The organism is Rhizobium sp. SU303, assembly GCF_021052345.1.
Lineage (GTDB): Bacteria > Pseudomonadota > Alphaproteobacteria > Rhizobiales > Rhizobiaceae > Rhizobium > Rhizobium laguerreae.
Genome location: NZ_CP088095.1, coordinates 895,191 through 917,956, shown reverse-complemented (window position 1 = coordinate 917,956; position 22,766 = coordinate 895,191). Strand labels below are relative to the sequence as shown.

25 protein-coding genes and 1 pseudogene are annotated in these 22,766 nt (G+C 62.4%); 11 read left to right on the top strand and 15 right to left on the bottom strand.

What is annotated here, in order from left to right:
* Positions 1-2: 2 nt before the first annotated feature.
* Positions 3-899, bottom strand: coding sequence for a LysR substrate-binding domain-containing protein (locus RlegSU303_RS04610; protein WP_222361933.1), 897 nt, complete (start codon positions 897-899; stop codon positions 3-5).
* Between the two features lie 173 nt (positions 900-1,072).
* Between RlegSU303_RS04610 and RlegSU303_RS04605 the strand changes: the two genes are divergently transcribed.
* Both RlegSU303_RS04605 and RlegSU303_RS04600 read left to right on the top strand, forming a co-directional pair.
* Complete coding sequence (locus tag RlegSU303_RS04605; RefSeq protein ID WP_027665018.1) at positions 1,073-1,270, top strand: hypothetical protein; 198 nt, start codon at positions 1,073-1,075, stop codon at positions 1,268-1,270.
* A gap of 38 nt (positions 1,271-1,308) precedes the next feature.
* Positions 1,309-1,674: an MmcQ/YjbR family DNA-binding protein gene (locus RlegSU303_RS04600; RefSeq protein WP_231283511.1), complete on the top strand. Its 366-nt coding sequence runs from the start codon at positions 1,309-1,311 to the stop codon at positions 1,672-1,674.
* Here the strand turns inward: RlegSU303_RS04600 and RlegSU303_RS04595 are convergent.
* Both RlegSU303_RS04595 and RlegSU303_RS04590 read right to left on the bottom strand, forming a co-directional pair.
* Positions 1,659-2,279: a glutathione S-transferase family protein gene (locus RlegSU303_RS04595; protein WP_077975906.1), complete on the bottom strand. Its 621-nt coding sequence runs from the start codon at positions 2,277-2,279 to the stop codon at positions 1,659-1,661. The genes RlegSU303_RS04600 and RlegSU303_RS04595 overlap by 16 nt on opposite strands.
* A gap of 350 nt (positions 2,280-2,629) precedes the next feature.
* Positions 2,630-2,986, bottom strand: coding sequence for a hypothetical protein (locus RlegSU303_RS04590; RefSeq protein ID WP_003546432.1), 357 nt, complete (start codon positions 2,984-2,986; stop codon positions 2,630-2,632).
* A 143-nt stretch (positions 2,987-3,129) separates the two neighbouring features.
* Between RlegSU303_RS04590 and RlegSU303_RS04585 the strand changes: the two genes are divergently transcribed.
* Positions 3,130-3,885: a DeoR/GlpR family DNA-binding transcription regulator gene (locus RlegSU303_RS04585; RefSeq protein ID WP_017959534.1), complete on the top strand. Its 756-nt coding sequence runs from the start codon at positions 3,130-3,132 to the stop codon at positions 3,883-3,885.
* Here RlegSU303_RS04585 and RlegSU303_RS04580 read toward each other — a convergent pair.
* Positions 3,860-4,600, bottom strand: a complete 741-nt coding sequence (locus RlegSU303_RS04580; RefSeq protein ID WP_231283510.1) for a hypothetical protein — start codon at positions 4,598-4,600, stop codon at positions 3,860-3,862. The two genes, RlegSU303_RS04585 and RlegSU303_RS04580, sit on opposite strands and share 26 nt — an antisense overlap.
* Positions 4,601-4,729: 129 nt before the next feature.
* On the bottom strand, positions 4,730-5,737 hold the full coding sequence (locus RlegSU303_RS04575; protein ID WP_131645856.1) for an asparaginase: 1,008 nt from the start codon (positions 5,735-5,737) through the stop codon (positions 4,730-4,732).
* A 238-nt stretch (positions 5,738-5,975) separates the two neighbouring features.
* Here RlegSU303_RS04575 and RlegSU303_RS04570 point away from each other — a divergent pair, with 238 nt between their 5' ends.
* Together RlegSU303_RS04570 and RlegSU303_RS04565 are read left to right on the top strand one after the other, a co-directional pair.
* The gene (locus tag RlegSU303_RS04570; RefSeq protein WP_017959531.1) at positions 5,976-6,356 is read left to right on the top strand and encodes a hypothetical protein; all 381 of its coding nucleotides are present in this window, start codon (positions 5,976-5,978) and stop codon (positions 6,354-6,356) included.
* Between the two features lie 144 nt (positions 6,357-6,500).
* On the top strand, positions 6,501-7,712 hold the full coding sequence (locus tag RlegSU303_RS04565; RefSeq protein WP_168291664.1) for an MFS transporter: 1,212 nt from the start codon (positions 6,501-6,503) through the stop codon (positions 7,710-7,712).
* A 25-nt stretch (positions 7,713-7,737) separates the two neighbouring features.
* On the opposite strand, the gene RlegSU303_RS04560 is transcribed toward RlegSU303_RS04565, so the two are convergent.
* A complete protein-coding gene (locus RlegSU303_RS04560; protein WP_131630554.1) occupies positions 7,738-8,361 on the bottom strand; it encodes a helix-turn-helix transcriptional regulator in 624 nt (207 codons plus the stop codon).
* A gap of 101 nt (positions 8,362-8,462) precedes the next feature.
* On the opposite strand from RlegSU303_RS04560, the gene RlegSU303_RS04555 reads away from it, so the two are divergent.
* The gene (locus tag RlegSU303_RS04555; RefSeq protein ID WP_231283509.1) at positions 8,463-9,902 is read left to right on the top strand and encodes an MFS transporter; all 1,440 of its coding nucleotides are present in this window, start codon (positions 8,463-8,465) and stop codon (positions 9,900-9,902) included.
* 93 nt (positions 9,903-9,995) lie between these two features.
* On the opposite strand, the gene RlegSU303_RS04550 is transcribed toward RlegSU303_RS04555, so the two are convergent.
* The 4 genes from RlegSU303_RS04550 to RlegSU303_RS04535 all read right to left on the bottom strand — a co-directional run bounded on the left by RlegSU303_RS04550 (position 9,996) and on the right by RlegSU303_RS04535 (position 14,069).
* The gene (locus RlegSU303_RS04550) at positions 9,996-10,994 is read right to left on the bottom strand and encodes an NAD(P)H-quinone oxidoreductase (protein WP_131623912.1); all 999 of its coding nucleotides are present in this window, start codon (positions 10,992-10,994) and stop codon (positions 9,996-9,998) included.
* Between the two features lie 78 nt (positions 10,995-11,072).
* Entirely contained in the window at positions 11,073-12,905 is a 1,833-nt protein-coding gene (locus RlegSU303_RS04545; RefSeq protein ID WP_231283508.1) for a GGDEF domain-containing protein, read from the bottom strand.
* A gap of 157 nt (positions 12,906-13,062) precedes the next feature.
* Entirely contained in the window at positions 13,063-13,302 is a 240-nt protein-coding gene (locus tag RlegSU303_RS04540) for a ribbon-helix-helix domain-containing protein (protein WP_064647464.1), read from the bottom strand.
* 218 nt (positions 13,303-13,520) lie between these two features.
* A complete protein-coding gene (locus RlegSU303_RS04535) occupies positions 13,521-14,069 on the bottom strand; it encodes an HdeD family acid-resistance protein (protein ID WP_017959524.1) in 549 nt (182 codons plus the stop codon).
* 154 nt (positions 14,070-14,223) lie between these two features.
* Here RlegSU303_RS04535 and betI point away from each other — a divergent pair, with 154 nt between their 5' ends.
* The 3 genes from betI (at position 14,224) to betA (ending at position 18,190) form a co-directional block, all read left to right on the top strand.
* Entirely contained in the window at positions 14,224-14,850 is a 627-nt protein-coding gene (gene betI, locus RlegSU303_RS04530) for a transcriptional regulator BetI (protein WP_131623952.1), read from the top strand.
* Positions 14,847-16,310 (top strand): betaine-aldehyde dehydrogenase, encoded by a 1,464-nt coding sequence (gene betB, locus RlegSU303_RS04525; protein ID WP_131630550.1) that lies wholly within the window; start codon positions 14,847-14,849, stop codon positions 16,308-16,310. The genes betI and betB overlap by 4 nt, the downstream gene beginning before the upstream one ends.
* A 230-nt stretch (positions 16,311-16,540) precedes the next feature.
* Positions 16,541-18,190, top strand: coding sequence for a choline dehydrogenase (betA, locus tag RlegSU303_RS04520; protein ID WP_131630549.1), 1,650 nt, complete (start codon positions 16,541-16,543; stop codon positions 18,188-18,190).
* 227 nt (positions 18,191-18,417) lie between these two features.
* On the opposite strand, the gene RlegSU303_RS04515 is transcribed toward betA, so the two are convergent.
* Together RlegSU303_RS04515 and RlegSU303_RS04510 are read right to left on the bottom strand one after the other, a co-directional pair.
* On the bottom strand, positions 18,418-19,515 hold the full coding sequence (locus RlegSU303_RS04515) for an NADH:flavin oxidoreductase/NADH oxidase (protein ID WP_231283847.1): 1,098 nt from the start codon (positions 19,513-19,515) through the stop codon (positions 18,418-18,420).
* Between the two features lie 94 nt (positions 19,516-19,609).
* On the bottom strand, positions 19,610-20,410 hold the full coding sequence (locus tag RlegSU303_RS04510; protein ID WP_231283506.1) for an SDR family NAD(P)-dependent oxidoreductase: 801 nt from the start codon (positions 20,408-20,410) through the stop codon (positions 19,610-19,612).
* Between the two features lie 89 nt (positions 20,411-20,499).
* On the opposite strand from RlegSU303_RS04510, the gene RlegSU303_RS04505 reads away from it, so the two are divergent.
* Both RlegSU303_RS04505 and RlegSU303_RS34500 read left to right on the top strand, forming a co-directional pair.
* Positions 20,500-21,039: a MarR family winged helix-turn-helix transcriptional regulator gene (locus RlegSU303_RS04505; protein WP_017959518.1), complete on the top strand. Its 540-nt coding sequence runs from the start codon at positions 20,500-20,502 to the stop codon at positions 21,037-21,039.
* Positions 21,040-21,243: 204 nt separating this feature from the next.
* Positions 21,244-21,415, top strand: a pseudogene (locus RlegSU303_RS34500) (choline dehydrogenase); the annotation flags it as partial.
* A gap of 67 nt (positions 21,416-21,482) precedes the next feature.
* Here RlegSU303_RS34500 and RlegSU303_RS04500 read toward each other — a convergent pair.
* From RlegSU303_RS04500 to RlegSU303_RS04490, 3 genes are all read right to left on the bottom strand, one after another.
* Positions 21,483-21,890, bottom strand: a complete 408-nt coding sequence (locus RlegSU303_RS04500; RefSeq protein ID WP_017959517.1) for a helix-turn-helix domain-containing protein — start codon at positions 21,888-21,890, stop codon at positions 21,483-21,485.
* A gap of 4 nt (positions 21,891-21,894) precedes the next feature.
* Positions 21,895-22,182, bottom strand: a complete 288-nt coding sequence (locus tag RlegSU303_RS04495; protein ID WP_131708496.1) for a type II toxin-antitoxin system HigB family toxin — start codon at positions 22,180-22,182, stop codon at positions 21,895-21,897.
* 109 nt (positions 22,183-22,291) lie between these two features.
* Entirely contained in the window at positions 22,292-22,765 is a 474-nt protein-coding gene (locus RlegSU303_RS04490; RefSeq protein WP_017959516.1) for a DUF6644 family protein, read from the bottom strand.
* Position 22,766 lies beyond the last annotated feature (1 nt).

The window sequence follows — 22,766 nt, the reverse complement described above, 5'->3', positions numbered from 1 at the left end:
CACTACTTGAAGAGGCTTAGGGTTCCGGCCATTTCCTCACGGATCCAGGCCTTGAAATCCTTGACCTTCTTCGGCTCGCGCGTGCCTTCGGCGGTGACGAAGTAGTGACCGAAGCCGGTGCGGGCGCGAATGCCGAAGGGGGCGACGAGCCGGCCCTCGACGAGCGCGAAGCCGGCAAGGGTCTGCCAGGCCAGCATGACGCCCTGACCGGCGATCGCCGCATCGAGGCAGAGCGAGGCATCGTTGAAGACGTGGCGGGTCGAAAGGGTGGCGCCGGATAGTCCGGCCTCGCGCATCCAGACCTCCCAGGTAAACATGGCGCGGCCATCGATGATGGCAGGCAGTGCGAGGATATCGGCGGGTTCCTTCAAATTCGCCGCCATCTCGGGGGAGCAGACGGGAAAGACCTCCTGTGCCAATAACAGTTCGGCCTTCACGTCAGGCCACTTGCCGTTGCCGACTCGGATGCCGATATCGACGTCGCAAAGCGCCGGATTGACGAGATTGGTCGTCGCATCCAGCCGCAGCTTGATGTCGGGATGCCGCTCGGCGAAGCGATCGAGCCGGCAGACGAGCCAGCGGGCGGCGAAAACCGGCGCCACCGAGATCGTCAGAATCGTATCGTCCTTGCGGCTGGCGATCGACACCGCCGCCGAAAGACGGGCAAAACCCTCGTCCAGCGCCAGAAGCACCGGCCGGCCGGCTTCGGTGGCGACCATGCCTCTGGCGGTGCGCTCGAAGATCACCTGACCGAGTTGGGCTTCGGCCTTGATGACCTGCTGACTGACGGCGCCGACCGAGACGCCGAGTTCATCGGCAGCGGCCTGCAATGAGCCGAGACGGCCGACCGCTTCCAGCGCCCGCAGGCCGTTGAGATGGACCATGTTCAAGTTCTTCATGTAGTTTTTCTATAGCGCCTCAGCGTTATTCTCAATTGAAAATCTGCCTGTTGAGGCCGACATTGCAAGCATAGGCAATCCATTCGAACGTAATTGCGCGGACGGATGGGATGGCAGAGGCGAAAAACCGCTGCGCGATCACGTCCGCGCCACTGAAGAAAGCGAGGCATGCCATGTCGTTGCTGAAGTTTTTCTTGAAGCCTGTCCTTCATCTGGGCAATGCGGAAATTGCCGATGCCGCCTGGAAGGACGATCCGTTGCGGCATCCCGAGGTCGAGCGCATGTCGATGCGCGAAATCGCCGATCTGCCGCTCGGAATGCAGGCCGGTTTCCAGGCAGAGGCCAAGCCGCCGCTGGCGAAATGCGCGTAAAAATATGATAGCTTCGCCCTGGCAGAAAGGGTGGAACTATGGCCGGCGATGTCGATGCGATCTTCGAACGCCTGAAGCGGCTGGCGGCGGAAGCCGGGCTGCCTGATGTCGAGGAGAGCACCTCCGACGGCAATCCGGCGCTGAAGGTCGGCGGCAAGAGCTTCGTCGCGGTGAAGAATGCAGAGACGATCGTGATCTCGATTTCGCTCGACGACAAGGATCACCTGCTGGAGATGGCGCCCGACGTCTATTTTCAAACCGATCATTATGTCGGCTGGCCGCATCTGCCGGTGCGCGCCGCCGTGATCGGCGACGAGGAATTGCGGCTGCGGCTGATCGGCGCCTGGCTATTCCGGGCGCCGAAAAAACTTGCCGCAGGTTTTAGAGATCAGGCCCGGTCGTAGGCCAGCGCCCGCTGGACGGCGGGACGCTGCAGCATACGGGCGTGATGGTCGCTCGCCTTTTCGAACCGGGCGGGATCGACGCCGTCCGACGGCAGCCAGTCGGTCATGACGAAGAGGTAGGGATCGGCGAGCGAATAGGCCTCGCCCATCACCCATGGGCCTTCGAACATCGTCTGCTCGATCAGCGTAAAACAATCGGCCATATTCTCAGGCACCTTGGCCTTCATCGCCTCGATTGCCGCCGGCTCGTCGGCCCAGCGCGAGCCGCGCGGGCGATGGGCATGGTTCACATGCACGGTCGAGCAGATATAGCTGTTGAAGGACTGGAGCCTGGCAAATTCGAAGGCATCGTCAAGCGGCGCCAGCTTGGCGGCCGGCGCGCTCTGGGCGATATAGGCAAGGATCGCCGGCGTTTCCGTCAACACGCCATAATCGGTGACCAGTGCCGGCACACGGCCCTTCGGGTTGATCTTCAAATAGTCCGGCGAGCGCTGCTCGCCATCGCGGAGGCTGATCTTCTTGACTTCGAAGGCCAGGCCGGATTCTTCCAGGGCAATAAGGCTTGCAAGCGCGCAGGTTCCCGGCGCGTAGTAGAGTGTCAGCATTGGTTTCGACTCCCTTTCGGCAAGGGTTATAGCGTAGCGGTGCGCGGGCTGGAACGGGTGGGATTGGGTTTTGCTTCTCCCAGGACAAAGGTGCGTTGCGCGCGAGCGAAGGGCAACGAATGGTGTGCCGTGTGGCCCCCTCATCCGCCTGACGGCACCTTCTCCCCGCTGGGGAGAAGAGATTTGTGGCAGCGTCTGTTGTGGAACCGAAGCCAATCCGCTTGCTCCCTCTTCTCCCCAGCGGGGAGAAGGTGGCCCGAAGGGTCGGTTGAGGGGGTGAGCGGCAAAGCCGCGAATGGCCTGAGCGCAAGCGAAGGGCAATGTAGAGGCGCGCCGACGCCGCGAACCTCTCACCCGCAGCCCGGCACATCCTCCAGCCTGTGCCAGACCGGGATGCCGCGTTCCCTGGCGATGCGTACGTCGTTGTCCGCTCCCTTGGAATCGCCGGGCAGGCGCAGCACGCCCTCGCAGAGCTGCAGCAGCCGGCCGGCGACCGGGTGGAAGATCTCTTCGTAGAGCGCGTCGCCGACCGACCGGCCGCCGGCAGCGTGCCAGATCGGCAGGGCCACCCATTCGCCGATCATCGGCACATGGCCGGCTTCAAACAGCGCATGCGAGGGCGCTTCCAGCCGCTTCAGGTTGGCGGCCATCTTTTCCGGGTCGTCGCCCGTTCCGGACCGATAAGGCCCGGCAATCAAAATCAACATGATCCACTCCTTCGCTCCGCTTTATGCGTGAGCACTCTCCCGGCCTCATGCACGGGATTTCGTGAAAGTGCACGCTATTTCTTGAATGTCGAGTCATTTTGTGCAATATTAGGCTATTATGTTAATTTTCGTGCAGAGAACCGATGCTGACAACCCAACGCAAGTCTCTCATTCTCGACATCCTGCGCCGTGACGGCCAGGTGGTCGCCAAGCGCGTCGCCGAGGATTTCGCCCTTTCGGAAGACACGATCCGCCGCGACCTCAGGGAAATGGCAGCGGAAGGGCTGTTGAAACGGGTGCATGGCGGGGCGATGCCGCTGGCGCCTGACCTGCCGGATTTTACCGCGCGGCGCACCGTCTCTTCACAGATCAAGGCGCGGCTCGGCGCGGCGGCGGCGGCGATGGTGAAGCCCGGTCAGATGATCTTCCTCGACGGCGGCACGACGACGGCGGAGATCGCCAGGCACTTGCCCCGCGACATGCCGCTGACGGTTGCGACCCACAGCCCGACCATCGCCGCCGAACTCGAACACCATCCGACGGCCGAGGTGATCCTGACCGGCGGACGGCTTTACAAACATTCGATGGTGGCAACGGGCGCGGCGGCGATGGCGGCGATCGCGCAGCTGCGCCCCGATCTCTTCTTCCTCGGGGTGACCGCGGCGCATCCGGTGCACGGGCTTTCCACCGGCGATTTCGAGGAAGCGGCGATCAAGCGGCACATCGCCCGCTGCTCGGCTGAAACGCATGTGCTGCTGACCGAGGAGAAGTTCGACCTCGTCTCGCCCTGCCCGGTGCTTGGCATTTCCGAGGTGGCGGGGCTGATCGTGCCCGTGGAGATGACGGCCGAACAGCTGAAACCCTATCGCGATCTCAACGGCGCAATCGCCGCAGCATGATGGTGCTGCGAGAGGGCTGCGGCGCGGCAGCACGTGGCAGGAGACTTGCGGCAAGGGCCGCGATGAAGGCCGCCAGCACGGCATAGGCCGGCGCCATGCTGCCGGTTCCAAGGGTGAGCACCGTCTGCAGATAGGGTTGCGCCAGCGCGATGATGACGGAAAGTGCCGGCATGTCGAGCAGGGTCCCGGCGATCCGCGACAGGTCCGGCATAAAGGCCGCACCGGCAAGAGCGCCGTAGACCGCCGTCAGGCGGAGTGTGAGGTGCAAGGGCACGGAGGCTGCAAGCGGCAGCCTGTCGCCATCCTCGACGGCAATCACGAGATAGGCGACGAGGGCCGCCAGAAACAGGAAGGCGACGGGCAGCGCCGCCAGGGTGGCGGGCTGCGTCAGAGCCACTGCATCCGCCGCCAGGAAAAGCAGGATCGGCGTGGAAGCGACGAACCAGATGGCGACGATCGGCCCCCAGAACCAGATGAGCGAGAGAGTGTGAAGACGGAGCAGCGTCGCCATGAAGAGCATGCCGATCGCAGCCCAGATGCAGGCGGGTTTCAACATGCCCGATATCAGCCGGAGAACCGGCTCGCAGGCGCCGGACATATCGCCGCAGCCGGACAGCTGGATCGTGAGCCAGGTGATATAATCGAGGCTCAGCGCGGCGAACATGAAGATGCCGATCCCCATCAGCATCCACCAGAGATAGCGGCCTGCAAACATGCCCTGCCCTCACGGCTTCCAGGACTGTGCTCACGTCGCCGCGAAAGGGTGCATCCGCGATCGCAGGACGTACTCCTTTATATTAGGCAATTCTTATTTTTCTAATAACTTATATATGCAAGCTCGCACTCACCCGGCAAAGGCGGAGGTGACCCTGATATCGCCGACATGGATGCCGTTCCAATTGCGCATCGGCGTTGCGGCATAGGCCATCAATGCCGCATGTATCTCGCTCTCCGTCTCGAAGAAACGGGCGAGTGTCGCGGCCACCATGGCTTCGGCGGCGCGGGTCATGCCATCCTCGCATTTGAGCGCGATGGCGATGCCCTTTTCCGGAATCGCGGCACAGAAGACGCCCTCAGCGCCTGTCTTGCAGAAGATGCGGCCTGGGGCGATCTGCATCAGCTTGGTGCAGGCGCGGCCGGAACCGGCGACATAGAAAGGCTCGGCCATGCAGGCCTCGATCAGCCGGCGGGATGCCTTGGCGCGCAAGGGTTCGAGGCCGGTGCCGGTCGCCATCTTGGCGAAACCGTGGGCAAGGCTCCTGAGCGGCACGGCATAGGTCGGAATGGAGCAGCCATCCGTGCCGCAGCTTTCCGCGCCGAGCACGGCTCCCGTGAGGCTTTCCATCGCCGCGCGGATCTCAATCTGCAGCGGGTGCTGGGTGCCGACATAGCCCGTCGGATCGATGTCCTGATGGCAGCAGGCGCAGATGAAGCCGGCATGTTTTCCCGAGCAATTGTTGTGCAGCGCCGTCGGCGCATCGAGCGTGCGAGCCTGCTGGATCAGGATCTTCTGGCTCATCGACCAGTGGGCGCCGCACTCCAACGTGTCGATATCGCGGCCGGCACGCGACAGCATGGAAGCGGCAAGCGCCACGTGCTCGTCCTCGCCATTATGCGAGGCGCAGGCCAGCGCCAATTCCTTGTCGCCGAAGCCATAGGCATCGGCAGCACCACTCTCGACCAGCGGCAGCGCCTGCATCGCCTTGCAGGACGAGCGCGGGAAGACCGCAGCTTCGATGTCGCCCAGCGAGAAGACAAGCTTGCCATTACCATCGACCACAGCCACCGCGCCGCGATGGCGACTTTCGACGAGCAGGCCGCGGGTGACTTCGACGGTGACGGGATTGGTCATGAGCTTTTATCCGGATGCTGGCGGGATAGCGCAGTCCATAACGCGTCACGCGAGGAAAGCCAACGGGGTTGACGTTTTGCGGCTGCGCGGGTGCCTGGTGATAGTGCACCGGCTCTATCGGTGGCTGGGCGTCACCGCATATTCCGTCCTCCTCTGCCTTGAGCCGAGGATCCATGCCCGCTGCCGGTGGAGGCCGGCGTAGATCCTCGGCTCAAGGCCGAGGAGGACGGAGGGTGGGGTGAGCCTCTGGAGCAAGTACAGCGAAGTCACCGGAATTGCGCCTCCTGCGGGTCGCGCCGCAACCTCCGCCATCCCAGGCCTTGAGTTTGGACGCATCGGGACGCTATCGTGCAGCCGGGTTCACATTCCAGGGATTATTTTGCAAGCAGGCTTGTCTATGACCCAGTCCATATTGTTGGCATTTTTCACAATTGTCTCTCTGGGTCTGGCGTCTTGGCTGGCACGCCGGCCGGCAAAGGCGAGCGTTGGAATAATCCTCGGAACACTTCTGGGGCTAGCGCTGATCGTCAGCACCTCAGCTCTGGTCGGATTTTTGGGAAAGGTGCTTCCCTTCGGGCAAATCGACTTCTGGCTCTCAGGTTTGGTCGCCAAATTCTGAGCTGGGCGCTCGACCTCGCCGCGGACTCGGCCGCGATCACATCGTCCAAATATTCATCACATAAATTGACCGAGGCGATCGAAAACTATCGTTTCTCTGATGGGTTCGATGCGGCTAAGAGTGGGGCATCAGGAACCACTCCCCATGCCATCCACCTTTTCCTTGATCCTTCGTGACAACAGGATCCGCATCCCAACCGTGACCCTCGTCGCGCTCGCCTTCACCTATGCGTCGACCGCGCCCTACCAGTCGATCATCGGGATCAACGAACTCGGCTTGAGCAACGGCGCCTATTCGGCACTGGTGTTCTTCTCTTCGATCGTCAACGTCACGACGAGCCTGACGCTCGGCATCTGGTCGGACAGGCTGAAGGAGCGCCGGCCGCTGGTGCTGGGGCTTTCCGTCGCCGGCATGCTCGGCTTCGGGTCGATCGCGCTCATTCATAGCCCCGTGGTCTTCATCTTCTCCACGCTGTTGCTGGTGCCGATGAGCAATTCCACCTATTCGCTTTTGTTCGCCAGCCTGCGCGCTAGGACCAACCAGATGGACAGCGGCCAGGGGGCGGCGATCACCGCAATGGTGCGGGCGCTCTTTTCCGGCTCATGGGCGCTGGCGCCGGGGTTGATCGGCCTCTATCTCGTCAGTTCGCCGTCGATGACGCCGGCTTATGGGATCGCGGCATTGGCAAGCTGCACCTGCTTCTGCCTGTATTTCTTCTTCGCACCCGGAAATGGCGCCGGCGGCCCTGCCCCCGACCCAGTCGGCTTCTTTGCTTCGCTGAAACGGATTTTCGTGCCGCATGTGCTGTCGCGCGTCATCGTCATGGCGATGCTGTTCGGTCTGCAGCGGCTGAACGCCATGCTCCTGCCGCTGATCATCACCCATGCGGCCGGCGGCACCGTGGTCGATGTCGGCTTCATGGCAGGTTTGACGGCCTTGCTCGAGATGCCGTTCATGATGATGTGGGGCTTTGCGCAGCGCCGCTTCCGGACCGTGCACGTGCTCGCCTTCGGCGCACTGATCTACTGCGTCTATCTGCTGCTGCTCGGCCTTGCTTCCGCACCCTGGCACGTCTACGCACTCCTCCTCTTCAATGCCTGCGGGGCGGCAGCGATCCTCAGCGTGCCGATCACCTATCTGCAGGACCTGATCGCGGACCGGCCGGGGCTCGGAACCTCGTTGATCTCGCTGAACACGTTCATTGGGGTTGGCGTCAGCGCCGGCCTCTTCGCCTTCGGCACCGCGATCACCGATTATTCCGGCACTGCCTTCGTCGGCGCGGCCGCGGGTCTCGCATCGATCGGCGTGCTGCTCTATCTCGAAAGCAGCAGGCGGCAGGCGCGGCAACCGGCGTGAAATACGGCGCTCCGATCGACAGGCGTCAATGCGGCGTGATGCGATAGGCACAACGGCGGGCGCCGGCGAGGATGTGTTCGCTGCGTTCGACCTCGGCGTCGAGGACGGCGCGGAAGGTTTCGAGTTCGGAGCGGCAGAAGCCGACGCAGGCGGTGGCGGCGGCGCAGATCGGGCAATGGTTTTCGACCAGCATGAAGGCGCCGTCGGCCTCCTGCCAGTGATCAGCCATATAGCCCTCGCGGGTGCGAATGCCGGCAAGAGCCGCGACGCGCGAGGCAAGGTTGTCGGCATTGCCGAGTTCCTGCCGATAGCGCTGCAGCGTCTCGGCCTCGCGGGCGGAGATGACGGTATCGAGGGCTGCGGGGCCGAGCTGTTCGACGAGCGTGCCGAGGAGATTTGCCGTCAACTCGGCATGGCCATCCGGGAACTGGCGGTTGCCGCTGGCTGTGAGGTGCCAGAGCTGGCGCGGCCGGCCACGGCCCGCGCCGGCAAGGGTGACCGGTTCCACCAGCCCCTCCTCCGCCATCTTCGACAGCTGCTGGCGGGCGGCTTCGCCTGATATGCCGAGCGCATCGCCGATCGCGGCGGCGAGCTGTGGCCCGTCGGTCTTTATCAGAATCAGGATCCGGTTGGCTGGGGACTGGCGCATAATTTCCAAGTCAAGTCTTGTTTAATTCGAAACGGCGTGTAATTTTCCAATTTATAACTTGGAAAATAATCCTTCGCCAGCAAAAATCTCCAGGCCCTCCCATGTCGAATATCGACCAGACAGCAACCATCCCCAGCGCCAGCTCCGTCTTCCACCTCTTTGCGCCCGAGCACCTGCCGGCAACGCTGATGCTGGCAGGCGGCGTGACGCTTTATGCGGTGGAGACTTACATCATGGCGACGATCGCGCCCTCGATCGTGCGGGATATCGGCGGCCTCGCGCTGTTTTCCTGGGTCACCAGCCTGTTCGTCGCCGCGGCCGTACTCGGCTCGATCTTCGTCGCCATGCGGCCGCGCGGCATCGGACTTCGATCCGTCTATGTGATCGCGGCGCTGGTCTTCGGCGTCGGCAGCCTGATTGCCGCAGCCGCGCCGTCGATGCCGGTGGTGCTGATCGGACGTGCGGTGCAGGGTCTCGGAACAGGCGCGCTTGCCGCGCTCGGCTATGCCTTCATCCGCTTCGTTTATCCCGAGCCGCTATGGCCAAAAGCCTCGACGCTCTATGCGGCGATCTGGGGTGTGGCGACCGTCATCGGGCCGACGTTCGGCGGCTTCTTTTCATCCGGCCACGCCTGGCGCTACGCATTCATCGTGCTCGTGCCGCTCGGCCTGCTGATGGCCTTCCTGGCGCCGCGGCTGTTGCCAGAGGTCGAGGACGACCGCGAGCAGGTAAAGACGCCGATTGCCCAGATCGGGCTGCTGCTTGCCGCCGTCCTGATGGTCAGCACGGCCGGCGCGATCGAGACGACAGCCACGAAGGTCGCGCTGATCGCCGCTTCGGTCGTCGCGGTCGCCGGCATGATCATCATCGAGGGCCGAAGCCCGAACCGCCTGCTGCCCTCCGGCGCCGTCAACCTTTCCCAGCCGATTTCACGGGTCTACCTGGCGATGCTCGCCATGACCGTCGTTCTCGTCAGCGACGTCTTCATTCCCTATTTCCTGCAAACCTTGCATGGGGTGCCGGCGATCGACTCGGGCTATCTCGTGGCGCTCGTCGCCCTCGGCTGGACCTTCGCGGCCTTCCTCAGCGGCTCGTGGACCGGCGGCCGAGCCTACTGGGCAATCGTCATCGGCGCCCTCATCGAAGCGGCGGCGACCGCCTGCCTCGCCGTCTTCCTCGCCAAGGACAATCCCGAGGGGCATATGCTCCTCATTGTGCCGGCGGCGATCGGCATGTTCATGATGGGCTTCGGTATCGGTCTCGGCTGGGCGCATCTGGTCGCCATGGTTTTGAGGCTCGTCGCCGACAACGAGAAGGACAAGGCTTCTGCCGCGATCCCGACAATGAGTTCGCTCGGTGGGGCGTTCGGGGCCGCCTTTGCCGGCGGCATCGCCAATGGCGCCGGCCTCGTTCATCCCGGCGGCATATCAGGCGCGCTGTCGGCAGCGCACTGGCTCTATCTGCTGATGGCGCTGCCCGGTGTTCTCGCCGTCGGCATCTCGCTAACGCTAGAGCGCCGCGCGTCCGACGGGACGCGCTAAGGACGCTCTATCTCTTTGTTTTGGCGCAATTCCCGGCAAAAGCGCTTCGCGCTTTGCCTGGCAAAACCGTTGCACACTTTTGCTGGAATTGCTTTAGCCGACGCGCAGCATGACCTTGCCGACATGGCTGCCCTCTTCCAGCAGCTGGTGGGCTTCGACGACATCTTCGAAGGCAAAGACCTTGTGGATGACGGGGGCGACTGTCCCGGCTTCCAGCAGCGGCCAGACCTCGGAGAGCAGGTCGTCACGGATGGCGCGTTTTTCTTCCGCCGTGCGCGGCCGCATGGTGGAGCCGGTGACCGTCAGGCGCTTGACCATGATCGGCGAGAGATTGACCTTTTCAGCCAGCGCGCCGCCGAGGAAGGCGATGATCGACAGGCAGCCATCCCTTGCCAGCGAGGCGATGTTGCGCTCGAAATAGGAGGCGCCGATCATGTCGAGGATGATATCGACGCCGTGGCCGGTCTCGGCCTTGATCACCTCGGCGAAATCCTCGGTCCTGTAGTTGATCGCGCGCTTGGCGCCGAGCCTCTCGCAGGCCTCGCATTTCTCCTTCGAGCCCGCCGTCGCGTAGACCTCGGCGCCGAAGGCGCGGGCGAGCTGGATTGCCGTCGTGCCGATGCCGCTGGAACCGCCATGGATCAGCACCGTCTCGCCTTCCGTCAACCCGGCCATCTGGAAGAGATTGGCCCAGACGGTGAAGAAGGTCTCAGGCAAAGCTGCCGCCTTCACCGCGTCATAGCCCTTGGGAAAGGGCAGGATCTGGCCCGCCGGCAGCAGGCAATACTCGGCGTAGGCGCCACCATTGGCGAGGCCGCAGACCTTGTCGCCGACGGCATGGCCGCTGACGCCCGAGCCGACGGCAACGATTTCGCCCGACAATTCCAGGCCGAGGATCGGGCTCGCATCCTTGGGTGGGGGATAGCTGCCCTGGCGCTGGGCAATATCGGGGCGGTTGACGCCGATCGCCTCGGCGCGCACCAGGACCTCTCCGTCGCCGGGCACAGGAAGCGGACGCCTGCCAATCGCCATCACCTCCGGTCCGCCGAAGGACGGCAGATCGACGAAACGCATATCCTGAGGCAAAGGCATGACCGGCTCCTCCCTAATCGGAAGCAACCGGAATAAATCAGCCCCGCAGGCTTGGGAAGGCTGGATGTGGCAAAGGCGTCAATTCGCCTCGCCCAGCAAATGGAAGACGAGACCTTCCTCACTGTCCTTGGCGGCCGACTTGATGATGGCGATTTCGGCGCTGACGCGGTTGATATCGTCGATGACGAGGCCTTGCGGCAGTTCGATGACGCCGATCGAGCAGCGCATCAGCGGGAACAAAGCTTCGGCACCGGTGCGGTCGTGACCGAGGATACGGCCGGCGGCACGGTCCTCATCGGAATAGAAATCCCGCACATCGTCATGAAAATCGCTGATCAGCCGGTCGAGGATCTCCGTCAGCTCTTCCTTGCTCCAGCCGACGACGCCGATGAAGAAATCGTCGCCGCCGACATGGCCGAGGAAATGGCGCTCGGCGAAGAAATAACGGCGCATCAGCGCGGCAAACAGCGAGATCGCGTGGTCGCCGAGATGGAAGCCATAGGCATCGTTGAACGGCTTGAAATTGTCGAAGTCGCAATAGCAGAAGTGGCGGAGTTCATCGCCGTCACGGCCGGACTGGCGCATGAAATCGCGGATGGCGCGATTGCCCGGCAGGCCGGTCAGCGGGTTCTGGTCCTGCGCGGTCTTCAGCTGTTTCTCGTTGATGACCTTGATCAGCGAGGCGGCGGAGACGACGCCGGCATAGCGCATATTGTCGGTCAGGATCAGGCAGTTGCTGCCTTCCATATTGGCGAAGATCGCCATCAGCTGCTCGGCGTCGCTGTCGAGGCCGACGATCGGCGCCATCTCGACGAAATGCGAGATGCTGCGCTCATACATTTTGTTCTTCAGGAGATCGCGGCCGAAGGGCTGGTAGATATATTCCTTGAGATGATGCTCGTGAATGATGCCGCGCGGCTCGTCATTGGCGTTGAGGACGGGAAAGTAGGCCTGGCGCGGATTGCGGCGGAAGAGTTCGAAGACGCTGTCGATGCTGTCGTTCTCGTAGACCGTCGGCAGCAGCTCGATCTGCTTGCGGATGAGGATTTCGTCGAGCGACTGGCTGCCCCGCTTGCTCTTGCCGAGCTCCTGCAGATGCGGAAAGGACGGCGCCAGCTCCGATATATGCGTCGTCGGGCGGGAGATGAACCAGCCCTGGACGAGGTCGACGCCATATTCGCGGCAGGCGATGAACTCGGCCTCGGTCTCGATGCCTTCGGCGATGACGCGTGTGCCGAGCACATGGGCGATGTTGACGATGCTCTTCAACAGATGGCGCTTGCGCGGGCTGCGATCGATCTCGGCGACGAAATGGCGGTCGATCTTGAGATAATCGACGGCGTAATCGCAGAGCAGCTTCATCTCGCCGTGACCAACGCCGAAATCGTCGATCGCCAGCTTGAAACCGGCCTTCCGCAGCCTGGAAACCAGGCCGGAAAATTCCGGCACGCTGGTATTATCGAAACGTTCGGAGAATTCGAAGCAGACGGAGGATGGCGGAATATTGGCCTTGCGCAAGTGTTGCAGCAGGGTCTCGACCAGGCTTTCGCCATGTGGAATGAGCCGCACATCGAGATTGAGGAACAGCGTCGAGGTGGAGAAATTCGACAGCGTCGCGAATTTGGCAAGGGCGCGGCTGGCGACCATCTGTTCGAGCTGCAGCAGCTGGCCGGCCTGGTGAGCCTCGTCGAGGATGTCGACCGGCGTCTCGTAGCCGATGCGATCCTGGCCGCGCATCAGGGATTCGTAGCCGAAAACCGTGCCGGTGCCGGCCTCGACGATCGGCTGGAAGGCATTCTCGACCACGAGCTTGGCAAGGGTGACGATCTGGTCGCTGGCGTAGCGGCGCAGGACATCCGGCGCGACGGTGGCAGCCAAGGACATCCCAGTCTTCACGTGGCCGGTCTTCATTTGGCTGATCTCCACTGTGACTTGTTCTTTTTCGTCCGGAACATGCCGCAGAAGGGTCAATGAACTCTTTCGCCAGTGTGAAAGTTTTATGAAACGCGCAAGGGTATCCTGCGCGTTCCGCGTTTATTCAATTTTTCCAATGCAATCAAATGCTTGTTCAGGCGGAGCGACGGCGCTCCGCCTCGTGATCGGCGAACATGTCGGCGACGCATCTGCCGCCGGATGGAGCGCCGTCGTCGAGAACATCGTCCCGGAACTCATTGAGCTTGCGGTTGGTATCCCACAGGCGTAGCGCCTCGCGGACGACCTCGCTGCTCGAGGCATAACCGCCATTGTCAACGGCGGCGCGGATGCCCGCTGCCTGTTGCGGAGAGATGGAAACGGTGACCATCGGCATGAACTTCCTCCCTTTTCTGATCAGGCAGAACCCTGCCTCTGGGGGACGCATGACCATTTTCAGCATTCTCGGCGATCTCGCCGGTGCCTTGGTGCATTCGCACATCGGACCATCCGTGTGCTGGGATTGGTCCGTAACCCCTTAAGTCTAATCCCCTGTCCTAGTCTTGTCAAAAAAGAACGGGTCTTGTCAAAAAAGAACGGTCAGCGGCATCAGTTTCAACTGCGGATGCCAATGCCGAAGGCAATCATCGTCGAGCCCTGGACGATGAGATCGGCGGCCAGGAACAGGCCAAGGATCCACAAGCTATTCACCGGCCAGCCGAGCGCGATGACGAAACCCGCAAGAGCGGTGATGACGCCGCTAGCGACGATCCAGCGCCAGCCCTTGGTGGGCTTCATGCGCATGCCGACCCAGGTGCGGAAGACGCCGGCGACGACGAGTGCCAGCGACAGAAACAGCGTCAGCGCCGCCGAAGTCAGGATCGGATTGACGAAGGCGCAGATGCCGGCAAGCACATAAAGCAGGCCACTCAGTATCCAGAACAGCACGTGATCCCAGCCGCGCACCTGGAAGGCATGGACGAGATAGATCACGCCGCCGAACAGCATCAACATGCCGACATAATAGACAGAGACGACGGTGGCGAGCATCAGATTGCCGAGCGCGATCAGACCGCAGACGAGCAGCAGCACGCCGAGGCCGGCAAACCAGATCCATTTCGACTGCAGCGAAGATGTCGGCGTTCCCTCGAAGACATCGGCCATGACGCACCTCCTGACAGATTCGAATATGCTGCAGCAATTCGGGAGGGAAAGATCTGCGTTCGAGCAAATCGGCAAAGATTTTTATTGATTGATCAGTCAATCAAAAATAACCTGTCGCTGATTTCAAAGGAGTGGTCTGTTGCCGAAGGTCGGAATGGAGCCGGTACGCCGCAAGGCGCTTGTCGATGCGGCGCTGCGGGTGATCGGCGATCACGGCTCGCTTGCCGTCACCATGTCCGACATTGCCCGGCAGGCCGGCGTGTCGCCAGCCCTGGCGCATCATTATTTCGGCAGCAAGGAACAATTGCTGATCGAGACGATCCGCTCGCTTCTCCGACAGTTGCGCAGCGATACGGTGGCAGCACTTAAGGCCGCCAGGACGCCGCGGGCGCGACTTTCGGCCGTCATCCGTGTCAGCTTCCACGCCGATCAGTTCGCGCCAGAGACGATTGCCGCCTGGCTTGCCTTTTACGCCGAAGCGCAGCGCTCGGAAGAGACGCGGCGCTTCCTGGTGATCTATGCGCGGCGGCTGCGCTCCAATCTGCTGGCCAATCTGAAAGTGCTGTTGCCAGATGACGCCGCAGAACGCATCGCCGAAGGCGCTGCGGCGATGATCGACGGGCTCTATATCAGGCAAAGTTTGAAATCCGCGCCGATCGGCATTGAAGCCTCGATCGCGCTGACGGAAGACTATCTGAATGCGCTTTTGGCCACCGCCTCCCCTTCTCCCCGGAGGGAGAAGGGACGACCACATCGAACCACCCAAGGACAAATGACATGAAAGCCCAGCCGAAAGCCTCGCACTTCATCGACGGCGAATATGTCGAGGATACCGACGGCACCGTCATCGAGAGCCTCTATCCCGCGACCGGCGAGGTGATCGCCCGGCTGCATGCCGCAACGCCTGCGATCGTCGAAAGGGCGATCGCCGCCGCCAAACGCGCCCAGCCGGAATGGGCGGCGATGAGCCCGATGGCGCGTGGGCGCATCCTGAAACGGGCAGCCGACATCATGCGCGAGAGAAACCGGGCGCTGTCCGAACTGGAAACGCTCGATACCGGCAAGCCGATCCAGGAGACTGTTGTCGCCGACCCGACCTCGGGTGCCGATGCCTTCGAATTCTTCGGCGGTATTGCGCCGGCCGGTCTCAACGGTTCGCAGATCCCGCTCGGCCAGGATTTTGCCTATACCAAGCGGGTGCCGCTCGGCGTCTGCGTCGGCATCGGCGCCTGGAACTATCCGCAGCAGATCGCGTGCTGGAAAGCTGCGCCGGCGCTTGTCTGCGGCAATGCCATGGTGTTCAAACCCTCCGAAAACACGCCGCTCGGGGCGCTGAAGATCGCCGAGATCCTGCATGAGGCAGGACTGCCGAAGGGGCTCTTCAATGTGATCCAGGGCGACCGCGACACCGGCCCGCTGCTCGTCAACCATCCCGACGTCGCCAAGGTGTCGCTGACCGGCTCGGTGCCGACCGGGCGCAGGGTGGCGGCGGCTGCCGCCGGCAACCTCAAGCATGTGACGATGGAGCTCGGCGGCAAGTCGCCGCTCATTGTTTTCGACGATGCCGATCTCGATTCGGCGGTCGGGGGCGCGATGCTCGGCAATTTCTATTCGACCGGCCAAGTCTGCTCGAACGGCACGCGTGTCTTCGTGCAGAAGGCGATCAAGGACGAATTCCTCAAGCGGCTGAAGGTGCGCACCGAGGCGATGTTGATCGGCGATCCGATGGACGAGGCGACGCAGGTCGGGCCGATGGTCTCCTGGGCGCAACGCGAGAAGGTGATCTCCTATATCGAGAAGGGCAAGACGGAGGGCGCGACGCTGATTGCCGGCGGCGGCATTCCAAACAACGTCTCCGGCGAAGGCTATTACGTGCAGCCGACGGTGTTTGCCGATGTCACCGACGACATGACCATCGCCCGCGAAGAGATCTTTGGCCCCGTCATGTGCGTGCTTGATTTCGACGCCGAGGACGAAGTGATTGCCCGCGCCAATGCCAGCGAATTCGGCCTTTCCGGCGGCGTCTTCACCGCCGACCTCACCCGCGCCCACCGTGTCGTCGACCGGCTGGAAGCGGGCACGCTGTGGATCAACACCTATAATCTCTGCCCGGTGGAAATCCCCTTCGGCGGCTCGAAACAATCCGGCTTCGGCCGCGAGAATTCGCTGGCCGCGCTGGAGCATTATTCCGAACTGAAGACGGTCTACGTGGGCATGGGGCCGGTGGTGGCGCCTTATTGAAGAATATCTGGTTGCCCCTCACCCTAACGGGGTCGAGCCACTCGTCTCGACCCGTCCTCCGGACCCCCGCTCGCGGGGACGTGGCATACGCAGCGTCGAGGTTGGGGGAAGCCGGTGCGGCATGCCCCTTCGCCCCGTTTACGGGGAGAAGGTGCCGGCAGGCGGATGAGGGGCAGGCTCTGGGAAAACAAGACGCAGCCGGATGATGGCAGCTCGAGGGGAACAAGACTATGCAAGCAGATTTCGTCATCATCGGCTCGGGCTCCGCCGGCTCCGCCCTCGCCTACCGCTTGTCGGAAGACGGCAAGAACAGCGTCATCATCATCGAGGCGGGCGGCAGCGATTTTGGGCCGTTCATCCAGATGCCGGCTGCCCTTGCCTGGCCGATGAGCATGAAGCGCTATAATTGGGGTTATCTGTCCGAACCGGAGGCGAACCTCAACAACCGGCGCATCACCGCGCCGCGCGGCAAGGTGATCGGCGGCTCCTCCTCGATCAACGGCATGGTCTATGTGCGCGGCCATGCCGAGGACTTCAACCGCTGGGAAGAGCTCGGCGCCAGCGGCTGGGCCTATGCCGACGTGCTTCCGTATTTCAAGCGGATGGAACATTCGCATGGCGGCGAAGAAGGCTGGCGCGGTACCGACGGGCCGCTCCATGTCCAGCGCGGCGGTTTCACCAATCCGCTCTTCCAAGCCTTCATCGAGGCCGGCAAACAGGCGGGCTTCGAGACGACGGAAGATTATAACGGCAGCAAGCAGGAAGGCTTCGGTCTGATGGAGCAGACCATCTTCGGCGGCCGCCGCTGGTCTGCCGCCAATGCCTATCTGAAACCGGCGCTGAAGCGTGACAATGTCAGGATCATCTACGGCTTTGCGCAGAGGATCGTGATCGAGGACGGGCGGGCGACCGGCGTCGAGATCGAACGCAACGGCAGGATTGAGGTAGTGAAGGCGAACCGCGAGGTGATCGTCTCGGCCTCCTCCTTCAATTCGCCGAAGCTCTTGATGCTGTCGGGCGTCGGTCCCGGCCAACATCTGCAGGACATGGGCATTGCGGTCAAGGCAGACCGGCCGGGCGTTGGCGCCAACCTGCAGGACCATATGGAATTCTACTTTCAGCAGGTCAGCACCAAGCCGGTGTCGCTCTATTCTTGGCTGCCGTGGTTCTGGCAGGGGGTGGCGGGCGCACAATGGCTGCTCTCGCGCGGCGGGCTCGGCGCCTCCAACCAGTTCGAGGCCTGCGCTTTCCTGCGCTCGGCGCCGGGACTGAAGCAACCTGACATCCAGTATCATTTCCTGCCGGTGGCGATCAGCTATGACGGCAAGGCGGCGGCAAAAAGCCACGGCTTCCAGGTTCATGTCGGTTATAACCTGTCGAAATCGCGCGGCAGCGTGAGCTTGCGCTCGGCCGACCCCAAGGCCGATCCGGTGCTGCGCTTCAACTATATGAGCCATCCGGAGGATTGGGAGAAATTCCGCCACTGCGTGCGCCTCACCCGTGAAATCTTCGGTCAGAGCGCCTTCAACGACTATCGCGGGCCGGAGATCCAGCCGGGTGAAGGCGTGCAAAGCGACGATGAGATCGACGCCTTCCTGCGCGAACATCTGGAAAGCGCCTATCACCCTTGCGGCACCTGCCGGATGGGCGCCAAGGACGATCCGATGGCGGTGGTCGATCCGCAAACGCGGGTGATCGGCATCGATGGCCTGCGCGTCGCCGACAGCTCGATCTTCCCGCACGTCACCTATGGCAACCTGAACGGACCATCGATCATGACCGGCGAGAAGGCGGCCGACCATATTCTCGGCAAACAGCCGCTGGCACGCTCGAACCGGGAGCCATGGGTCAACCCACGCGCGGCCGTCAGCGATCGATAAGAAGCGAGCCGTCCGACGTTACCTTGTCCGCCCATGCAGGTGACCGCTTCGGCGGACGCGGTGAAAGCCAGCGACCGAGGCGTTCGCCAGAATGATCGCCGTCACGGCCCGACCCGTCTGATGTAAGGCGCGATGTCTGCGATATCGAAAGCATGAATCAGCGGGCCGGGTTCGTTTTTTAATGCCAGGAGACAGGGCCCTCAACGCTGTTCGAGAGCCCCGATCACTCAGGCAGTGCGGTAGGATGCGAGCCAATGTGCGTAAGGGGCAGGCAATGTCCAGGACGGACGCTCGACACCGAGCTTGCGCGCGGCTTCGTAGGGCCAATGCGGATTGGCGAGCATCGCTTTGCCGATCATAACCAGGTCAAGCTGCCCGCTTCGGATGAGTTCGTCCGCTTGCTCCGGCTGAGTGATGTTGCAACTTGCGGCACCGGGGAGGCCAGTGGCCTTGCGGACTTGATCGGCGTAAGGCGCGATGAACCCTGGACCCCAGGGAATATTGGCGGCCGGGGTTGAGAAGCCGAGGCTGACGTCGATGAAGTCAAGGCCGGCCTCCTTGAATTTTCCGACAAGATCGATTGCGTCCCGCAGGGTTTCCTGGTCGCGACCGTCAAACTCGATGACGCCGAAGCGAGCCGTCAGCGGACGGTCCTCGGGCCAGACTTCACGAACGGCCGCCAGCGTCTCGAGGAGAAAGCGTCCACGGTTATCGGCGCTGCCGCCATATTCGTCGTCGCGCTGGTTCGAATGCGGCGAGAAGAAGCTCTGGCCGAGATAGCCGTGAGCAAAATGCAGCACGAGCCAGCGGAATCCGATGTCGCGCGCGCGGATCGCTGCAGCGACAAAATCGCCGCGGACGCGATCTATGTCGGCCTTCGTCATGGCGCGCGGCACCTTCGCCAAGCCGCCGCCGAACGCCATGGCGGACGGTGCGATGGTTTCCCAGCCGCGCGAGTCGCTATCGGCGATATGATCGTCGCCTTCCCAAGGACGGTTTGCACTGGCCTTGCGGCCGGCGTGGCCGATCTGGATCCCTGCAACCGCGCCCGCCTTTTCGATGCTGGCGACGATCGGCCCGAAGGCCTCGGCCTGGACATCATTCCAAAGACCGGTGCAGCCCGGCGTGATCCGCCCCTCCGGAGAGACAGCCGTGGCTTCGACGTTGACAAGGCCAGCACCACCGCGCGCCAAGCTTGTGAGATGGGCGGCGTGCCAGTCGTTCGGAACGCCATCAATCGCGGAATATTGGCACATGGGAGATACCGCGATGCGGTTTCGGAGGATGACGCCTTTCAGCGTGAATTGGTCGAACAAGCTGGGCAATGGAAGCTCCTTAAAATGAAGTTCGAGCAACCGCACGGATCTGCCGACGCCGCTGGCGTACGGGTTAATCCGTGCGCTCGACCCTTCGTGGTGTCTAGACGGCGCGGTAACGGGGCGCAGGTTCACCGGTCTGCGTCGCGGCGAACAGTGTGGATCGGGCTTGGTCGAACTTGTCCCACAGACTGGCGTCGGCAACGGATGGCAGCGTGATATCTTCGCCCTTGTCGAAACCGGCCAGGGCGGCGTCGACCAGGTTTTCGGACGTCATGACGGTCGCCTGGTTGAGCGACGCCAGCGGTACGCCCGACAAATCCCAGAGTTCGGTCGCCGTGGCCGCCGGCATGACGAGTTGCAGGCGGACATTGGTCTCGGCCAGCTCCTGCTGCAGACCCCGGCTGAAGTTCATCACATAGCCCTTGGTACCGCTGTAGATCGCGCTGATCGGCAGGGCATGAAAGGACAGGACCGAAGCGACGTTGATGATCGCGCCGTGGTTGCGGCTGAGGAATGCAGGCAGAATGGCGTGCGTCAGCCGCGTGAGCGCAGTGACGTTGAGTGCGATCATCGCGACCGCGTCTTCCTCAGCGGTCTTGGCGACTGGAGCCAAGGTCGAGTTGCCGGCGTTGTTGACGAGGAGCGTGATCGCTGAATATTCCTTCAGCACCTTTTCGACGCGGGTGACGTCGGCGTCTTTCGTCAGGTCGGCTTCCACGACCTCGACTTTCGTGCCGTGGGCAGCGCCGAGCTTGTCCGAGAGCGCCTTCAGACGATCGGCCCGCCGGGCGACGAGGATGAGATCATAGCCCCTTTCGGCGAGGCGCGCCGCATAGATGGCGCCGATGCCAGCGGAGGCGCCGGTGACAAGGGCGACGGGCTTGAGCGATGATGCAGACATGTCAAAATCCTATTTGGTTGAGTGCTCAAGTTTACGTATGATCGCGATGTCGTCTTGTCAATGGATGAGCCCTCAACTATTTTAATTGGATGGGCAAGAAACTTTCGATTGGCGATCCAGGGGAGGAGTTGCGCGCGGGCAGGCTAACCCCGCCGGAGCTCCTGGCCGAACTCGTGTGCACAAACACCGCCCTCCGGCGCGCGTCACGGCGGTTGGGGCAGATCTATGATGACGCGGTGGCGCCAACCGGCCTGAAGGCGACCCAGGTCGGGCTTCTGACCCAGATAGCAGCGTTGCATGAGGGCAGCCATGGATGGCCAACCTTGCTATTGCTCGCCGAGCGCCTTGCCGTCAGCATTTCCGCTTTGACCCACGCCCTTCGCCCGCTCGTCCGGGACGGACTGATCGAGCTTATGCCTGACGAACATGATGGCCGGACGAAGCACGCAATGCTGACGACGTCCGGCGAGCAACGCCTGCACGAGGCATTGGCCCTGTGGGCCGATGCCAATCAGCGCGTTGAGGTGGTGCTGGGTCCTTCCGCAGCTGCGCTTCGCGCGCTCGCCGATGACGTCGCCTCTCCGGAGTTCCTGGAAGCTTATGAAGCTCGTCGCATGCTGAGAGGCTGACCGCCTTGACCTGAAGCTCGGAGAGAGACCCGCTCAGTGCATCAAAGTGCAGCTCGTCGCGCTCTACGATGCCTTTCCGACATCAAAAGACCTCCTTGGAAAATTGAAGCAGGCGGGCCGGCCGTGGGATGGACGCGGCAGACGATTCGGGCGACGAATTCTAACAAGCATGTTGAAGCCGCCGTGCCGCGCGAGCCTTTGGGCGGGGTGCGCGTCGCCGACAGCTCGATCTTCCCGCACGTCACCTACGCCAACCTGAACCGCCCCTCGACCATGACCGGAGAGAAGGCGGCCGACCATGTCCTCGGCAGACACCCGCTGGCGCGTTCGAACCAGGAGCCGCGGGTCAACCCGCGCGGCCGTCAGCGACCGCTGAAGCGTAGAGAGCTATTGGGCAGCACTGCCACCGACCGGTCGTCGCTGGTCGTCGGGAATGTCTATCGTCAGAGCGATAGAAATACGGATGCCGGTATCAGAAATCGCTCACTCAGCGCGCGGGCTTGTCGAACATTGATTTGTCGCTTCCCGCTCAAAATCTCAGACACGACGGACTGAGCGCCCACTTCCGGCAGTTCGGACTGGCCAAGGCTGCGCTCCTCCATGACATAACGGAGTGCATCGGCGCCAGTCACCGGAGGCATTGGGCGGTTTTGCTCGTCATAGGCCTCAACAAGGTCCGCCATGCGAGACGCAAGCAACGCCAAAGGATGGTCCTCATTGTCGCCCACTTCAGCGAGAATCTCGTCAAGTTGCTTCACGAGATGATCATACTCAGCTTCGTTGGCCGGCATGGCAAGAAGAGGAGCCACATACGTCCAGTGCTCGCTTACCAGTTTTACAAGTGCGCTCATCGGCCTAATCCTTCCATGCTCCTTTGTCGTATTCGGCATGATCCATAATCCGCTGAATATAGACCTTCCTAAATTTGTAGTGCACCACCGCGATCAAGCGCAGCTTGTTGCCGCCTATGTCGAACACGTGGTGCTGCCCGACTTTGTCTATTGCCGGAAACAGTGATTTCATGTCGGCGAAGTCTGTCGGCTCCGACGACTTCATCAGTCGATACCAAGTATCCAGGGCATTGGCTGTTTGAGGCCATCGGTCTTTCGCCTCCCAGATCTTTTTCTGTGTGATGACGTGCATAAATCCGGAATCGTGTATCGCATTTTGCTATGGCTGCAATCTAGCGCAACTATCTGATTATAGCAAGTTGCTATGGATGAGATCGAAGACCAGCAACCGGGTCTTTGCCTCAGAGAAATCCGATCCACCGTCCGGCGATCACGGCGGCGATCCAGATCGCGGCCGACAGGGCGGCGGAGAAGCGCAGGCCGGGCCGGACGATACCTGTCGACACCGCCGTTTTCCAGCCTCGCCCGAGATGCACGATCGACAGGTTGAGAAGGCCGAGGGCGACCAGGCAAAGCTTGGCGAGGAAGGCGGGATTGCCGGCATATTCGATCGCCCGGACGCTGAACAGGCAGAAGCCGGTGACAATAGCCGCGACCAGGCCGACGCCGGCGGCGCGCGACAGAAACGGCGCGAGGATCTCAACCGGCACCTTGCGGAAGAAGCCGGCGAGCCTCAGATCAAGCGGCAGGATGGCGCCGACCAAAAGGCCGATCGCCAGAATATGGGCGGCGTTGACGAACATGTAGAGCGTTCCGGAGCGCCGGAGCGCGAGCGCAGGCGTGGTAGCCGACAGCCATTCGAGGGTGTCCATCACG

Excerpts from the sequence above, each read along its gene's own strand:
- RlegSU303_RS04540 (WP_064647464.1), bottom strand. The coding sequence starts at position 13,302 with ATGCCGATGGTCACCGTTTCCATCTCTCCGCAACAGGCAGCGGGCATC.
- RlegSU303_RS04545 (WP_231283508.1), bottom strand. The coding sequence starts at position 12,905 with ATGAAGACCGGCCACGTGAAGACTGGGATGTCCTTGGCTGCCACCGTC.
- RlegSU303_RS04600 (WP_231283511.1), top strand. The coding sequence starts at position 1,309 with ATGGCCGGCGATGTCGATGCGATCTTCGAACGCCTGAAGCGGCTGGCG.
- RlegSU303_RS04575 (WP_131645856.1), bottom strand. The coding sequence starts at position 5,737 with ATGACCAATCCCGTCACCGTCGAAGTCACCCGCGGCCTGCTCGTCGAA.
- betA (WP_131630549.1), top strand. The coding sequence starts at position 16,541 with ATGCAAGCAGATTTCGTCATCATCGGCTCGGGCTCCGCCGGCTCCGCC.
- RlegSU303_RS04610 (WP_222361933.1), bottom strand. The coding sequence starts at position 899 with ATGAAGAACTTGAACATGGTCCATCTCAACGGCCTGCGGGCGCTGGAA.
- RlegSU303_RS04590 (WP_003546432.1), bottom strand. The coding sequence starts at position 2,986 with ATGTTGATTTTGATTGCCGGGCCTTATCGGTCCGGAACGGGCGACGAC.
- RlegSU303_RS04560 (WP_131630554.1), bottom strand. The coding sequence starts at position 8,361 with ATGCGCCAGTCCCCAGCCAACCGGATCCTGATTCTGATAAAGACCGAC.
- RlegSU303_RS04505 (WP_017959518.1), top strand. The coding sequence starts at position 20,500 with ATGGGCAAGAAACTTTCGATTGGCGATCCAGGGGAGGAGTTGCGCGCG.
- RlegSU303_RS04585 (WP_017959534.1), top strand. The coding sequence starts at position 3,130 with ATGCTGACAACCCAACGCAAGTCTCTCATTCTCGACATCCTGCGCCGT.
- RlegSU303_RS04535 (WP_017959524.1), bottom strand. The coding sequence starts at position 14,069 with ATGGCCGATGTCTTCGAGGGAACGCCGACATCTTCGCTGCAGTCGAAA.
- RlegSU303_RS04550 (WP_131623912.1), bottom strand. The coding sequence starts at position 10,994 with ATGCCTTTGCCTCAGGATATGCGTTTCGTCGATCTGCCGTCCTTCGGC.
- betB (WP_131630550.1), top strand. The coding sequence starts at position 14,847 with ATGAAAGCCCAGCCGAAAGCCTCGCACTTCATCGACGGCGAATATGTC.
- RlegSU303_RS04595 (WP_077975906.1), bottom strand. The coding sequence starts at position 2,279 with ATGCTGACACTCTACTACGCGCCGGGAACCTGCGCGCTTGCAAGCCTT.
- RlegSU303_RS04605 (WP_027665018.1), top strand. The coding sequence starts at position 1,073 with ATGTCGTTGCTGAAGTTTTTCTTGAAGCCTGTCCTTCATCTGGGCAAT.
- RlegSU303_RS04555 (WP_231283509.1), top strand. The coding sequence starts at position 8,463 with ATGTCGAATATCGACCAGACAGCAACCATCCCCAGCGCCAGCTCCGTC.
- RlegSU303_RS04565 (WP_168291664.1), top strand. The coding sequence starts at position 6,501 with ATGCCATCCACCTTTTCCTTGATCCTTCGTGACAACAGGATCCGCATC.
- RlegSU303_RS04580 (WP_231283510.1), bottom strand. The coding sequence starts at position 4,600 with ATGTTTGCAGGCCGCTATCTCTGGTGGATGCTGATGGGGATCGGCATC.
- RlegSU303_RS04495 (WP_131708496.1), bottom strand. The coding sequence starts at position 22,182 with ATGCACGTCATCACACAGAAAAAGATCTGGGAGGCGAAAGACCGATGG.
- betI (WP_131623952.1), top strand. The coding sequence starts at position 14,224 with ATGGAGCCGGTACGCCGCAAGGCGCTTGTCGATGCGGCGCTGCGGGTG.
- RlegSU303_RS04510 (WP_231283506.1), bottom strand. The coding sequence starts at position 20,410 with ATGTCTGCATCATCGCTCAAGCCCGTCGCCCTTGTCACCGGCGCCTCC.
- RlegSU303_RS04500 (WP_017959517.1), bottom strand. The coding sequence starts at position 21,890 with ATGAGCGCACTTGTAAAACTGGTAAGCGAGCACTGGACGTATGTGGCT.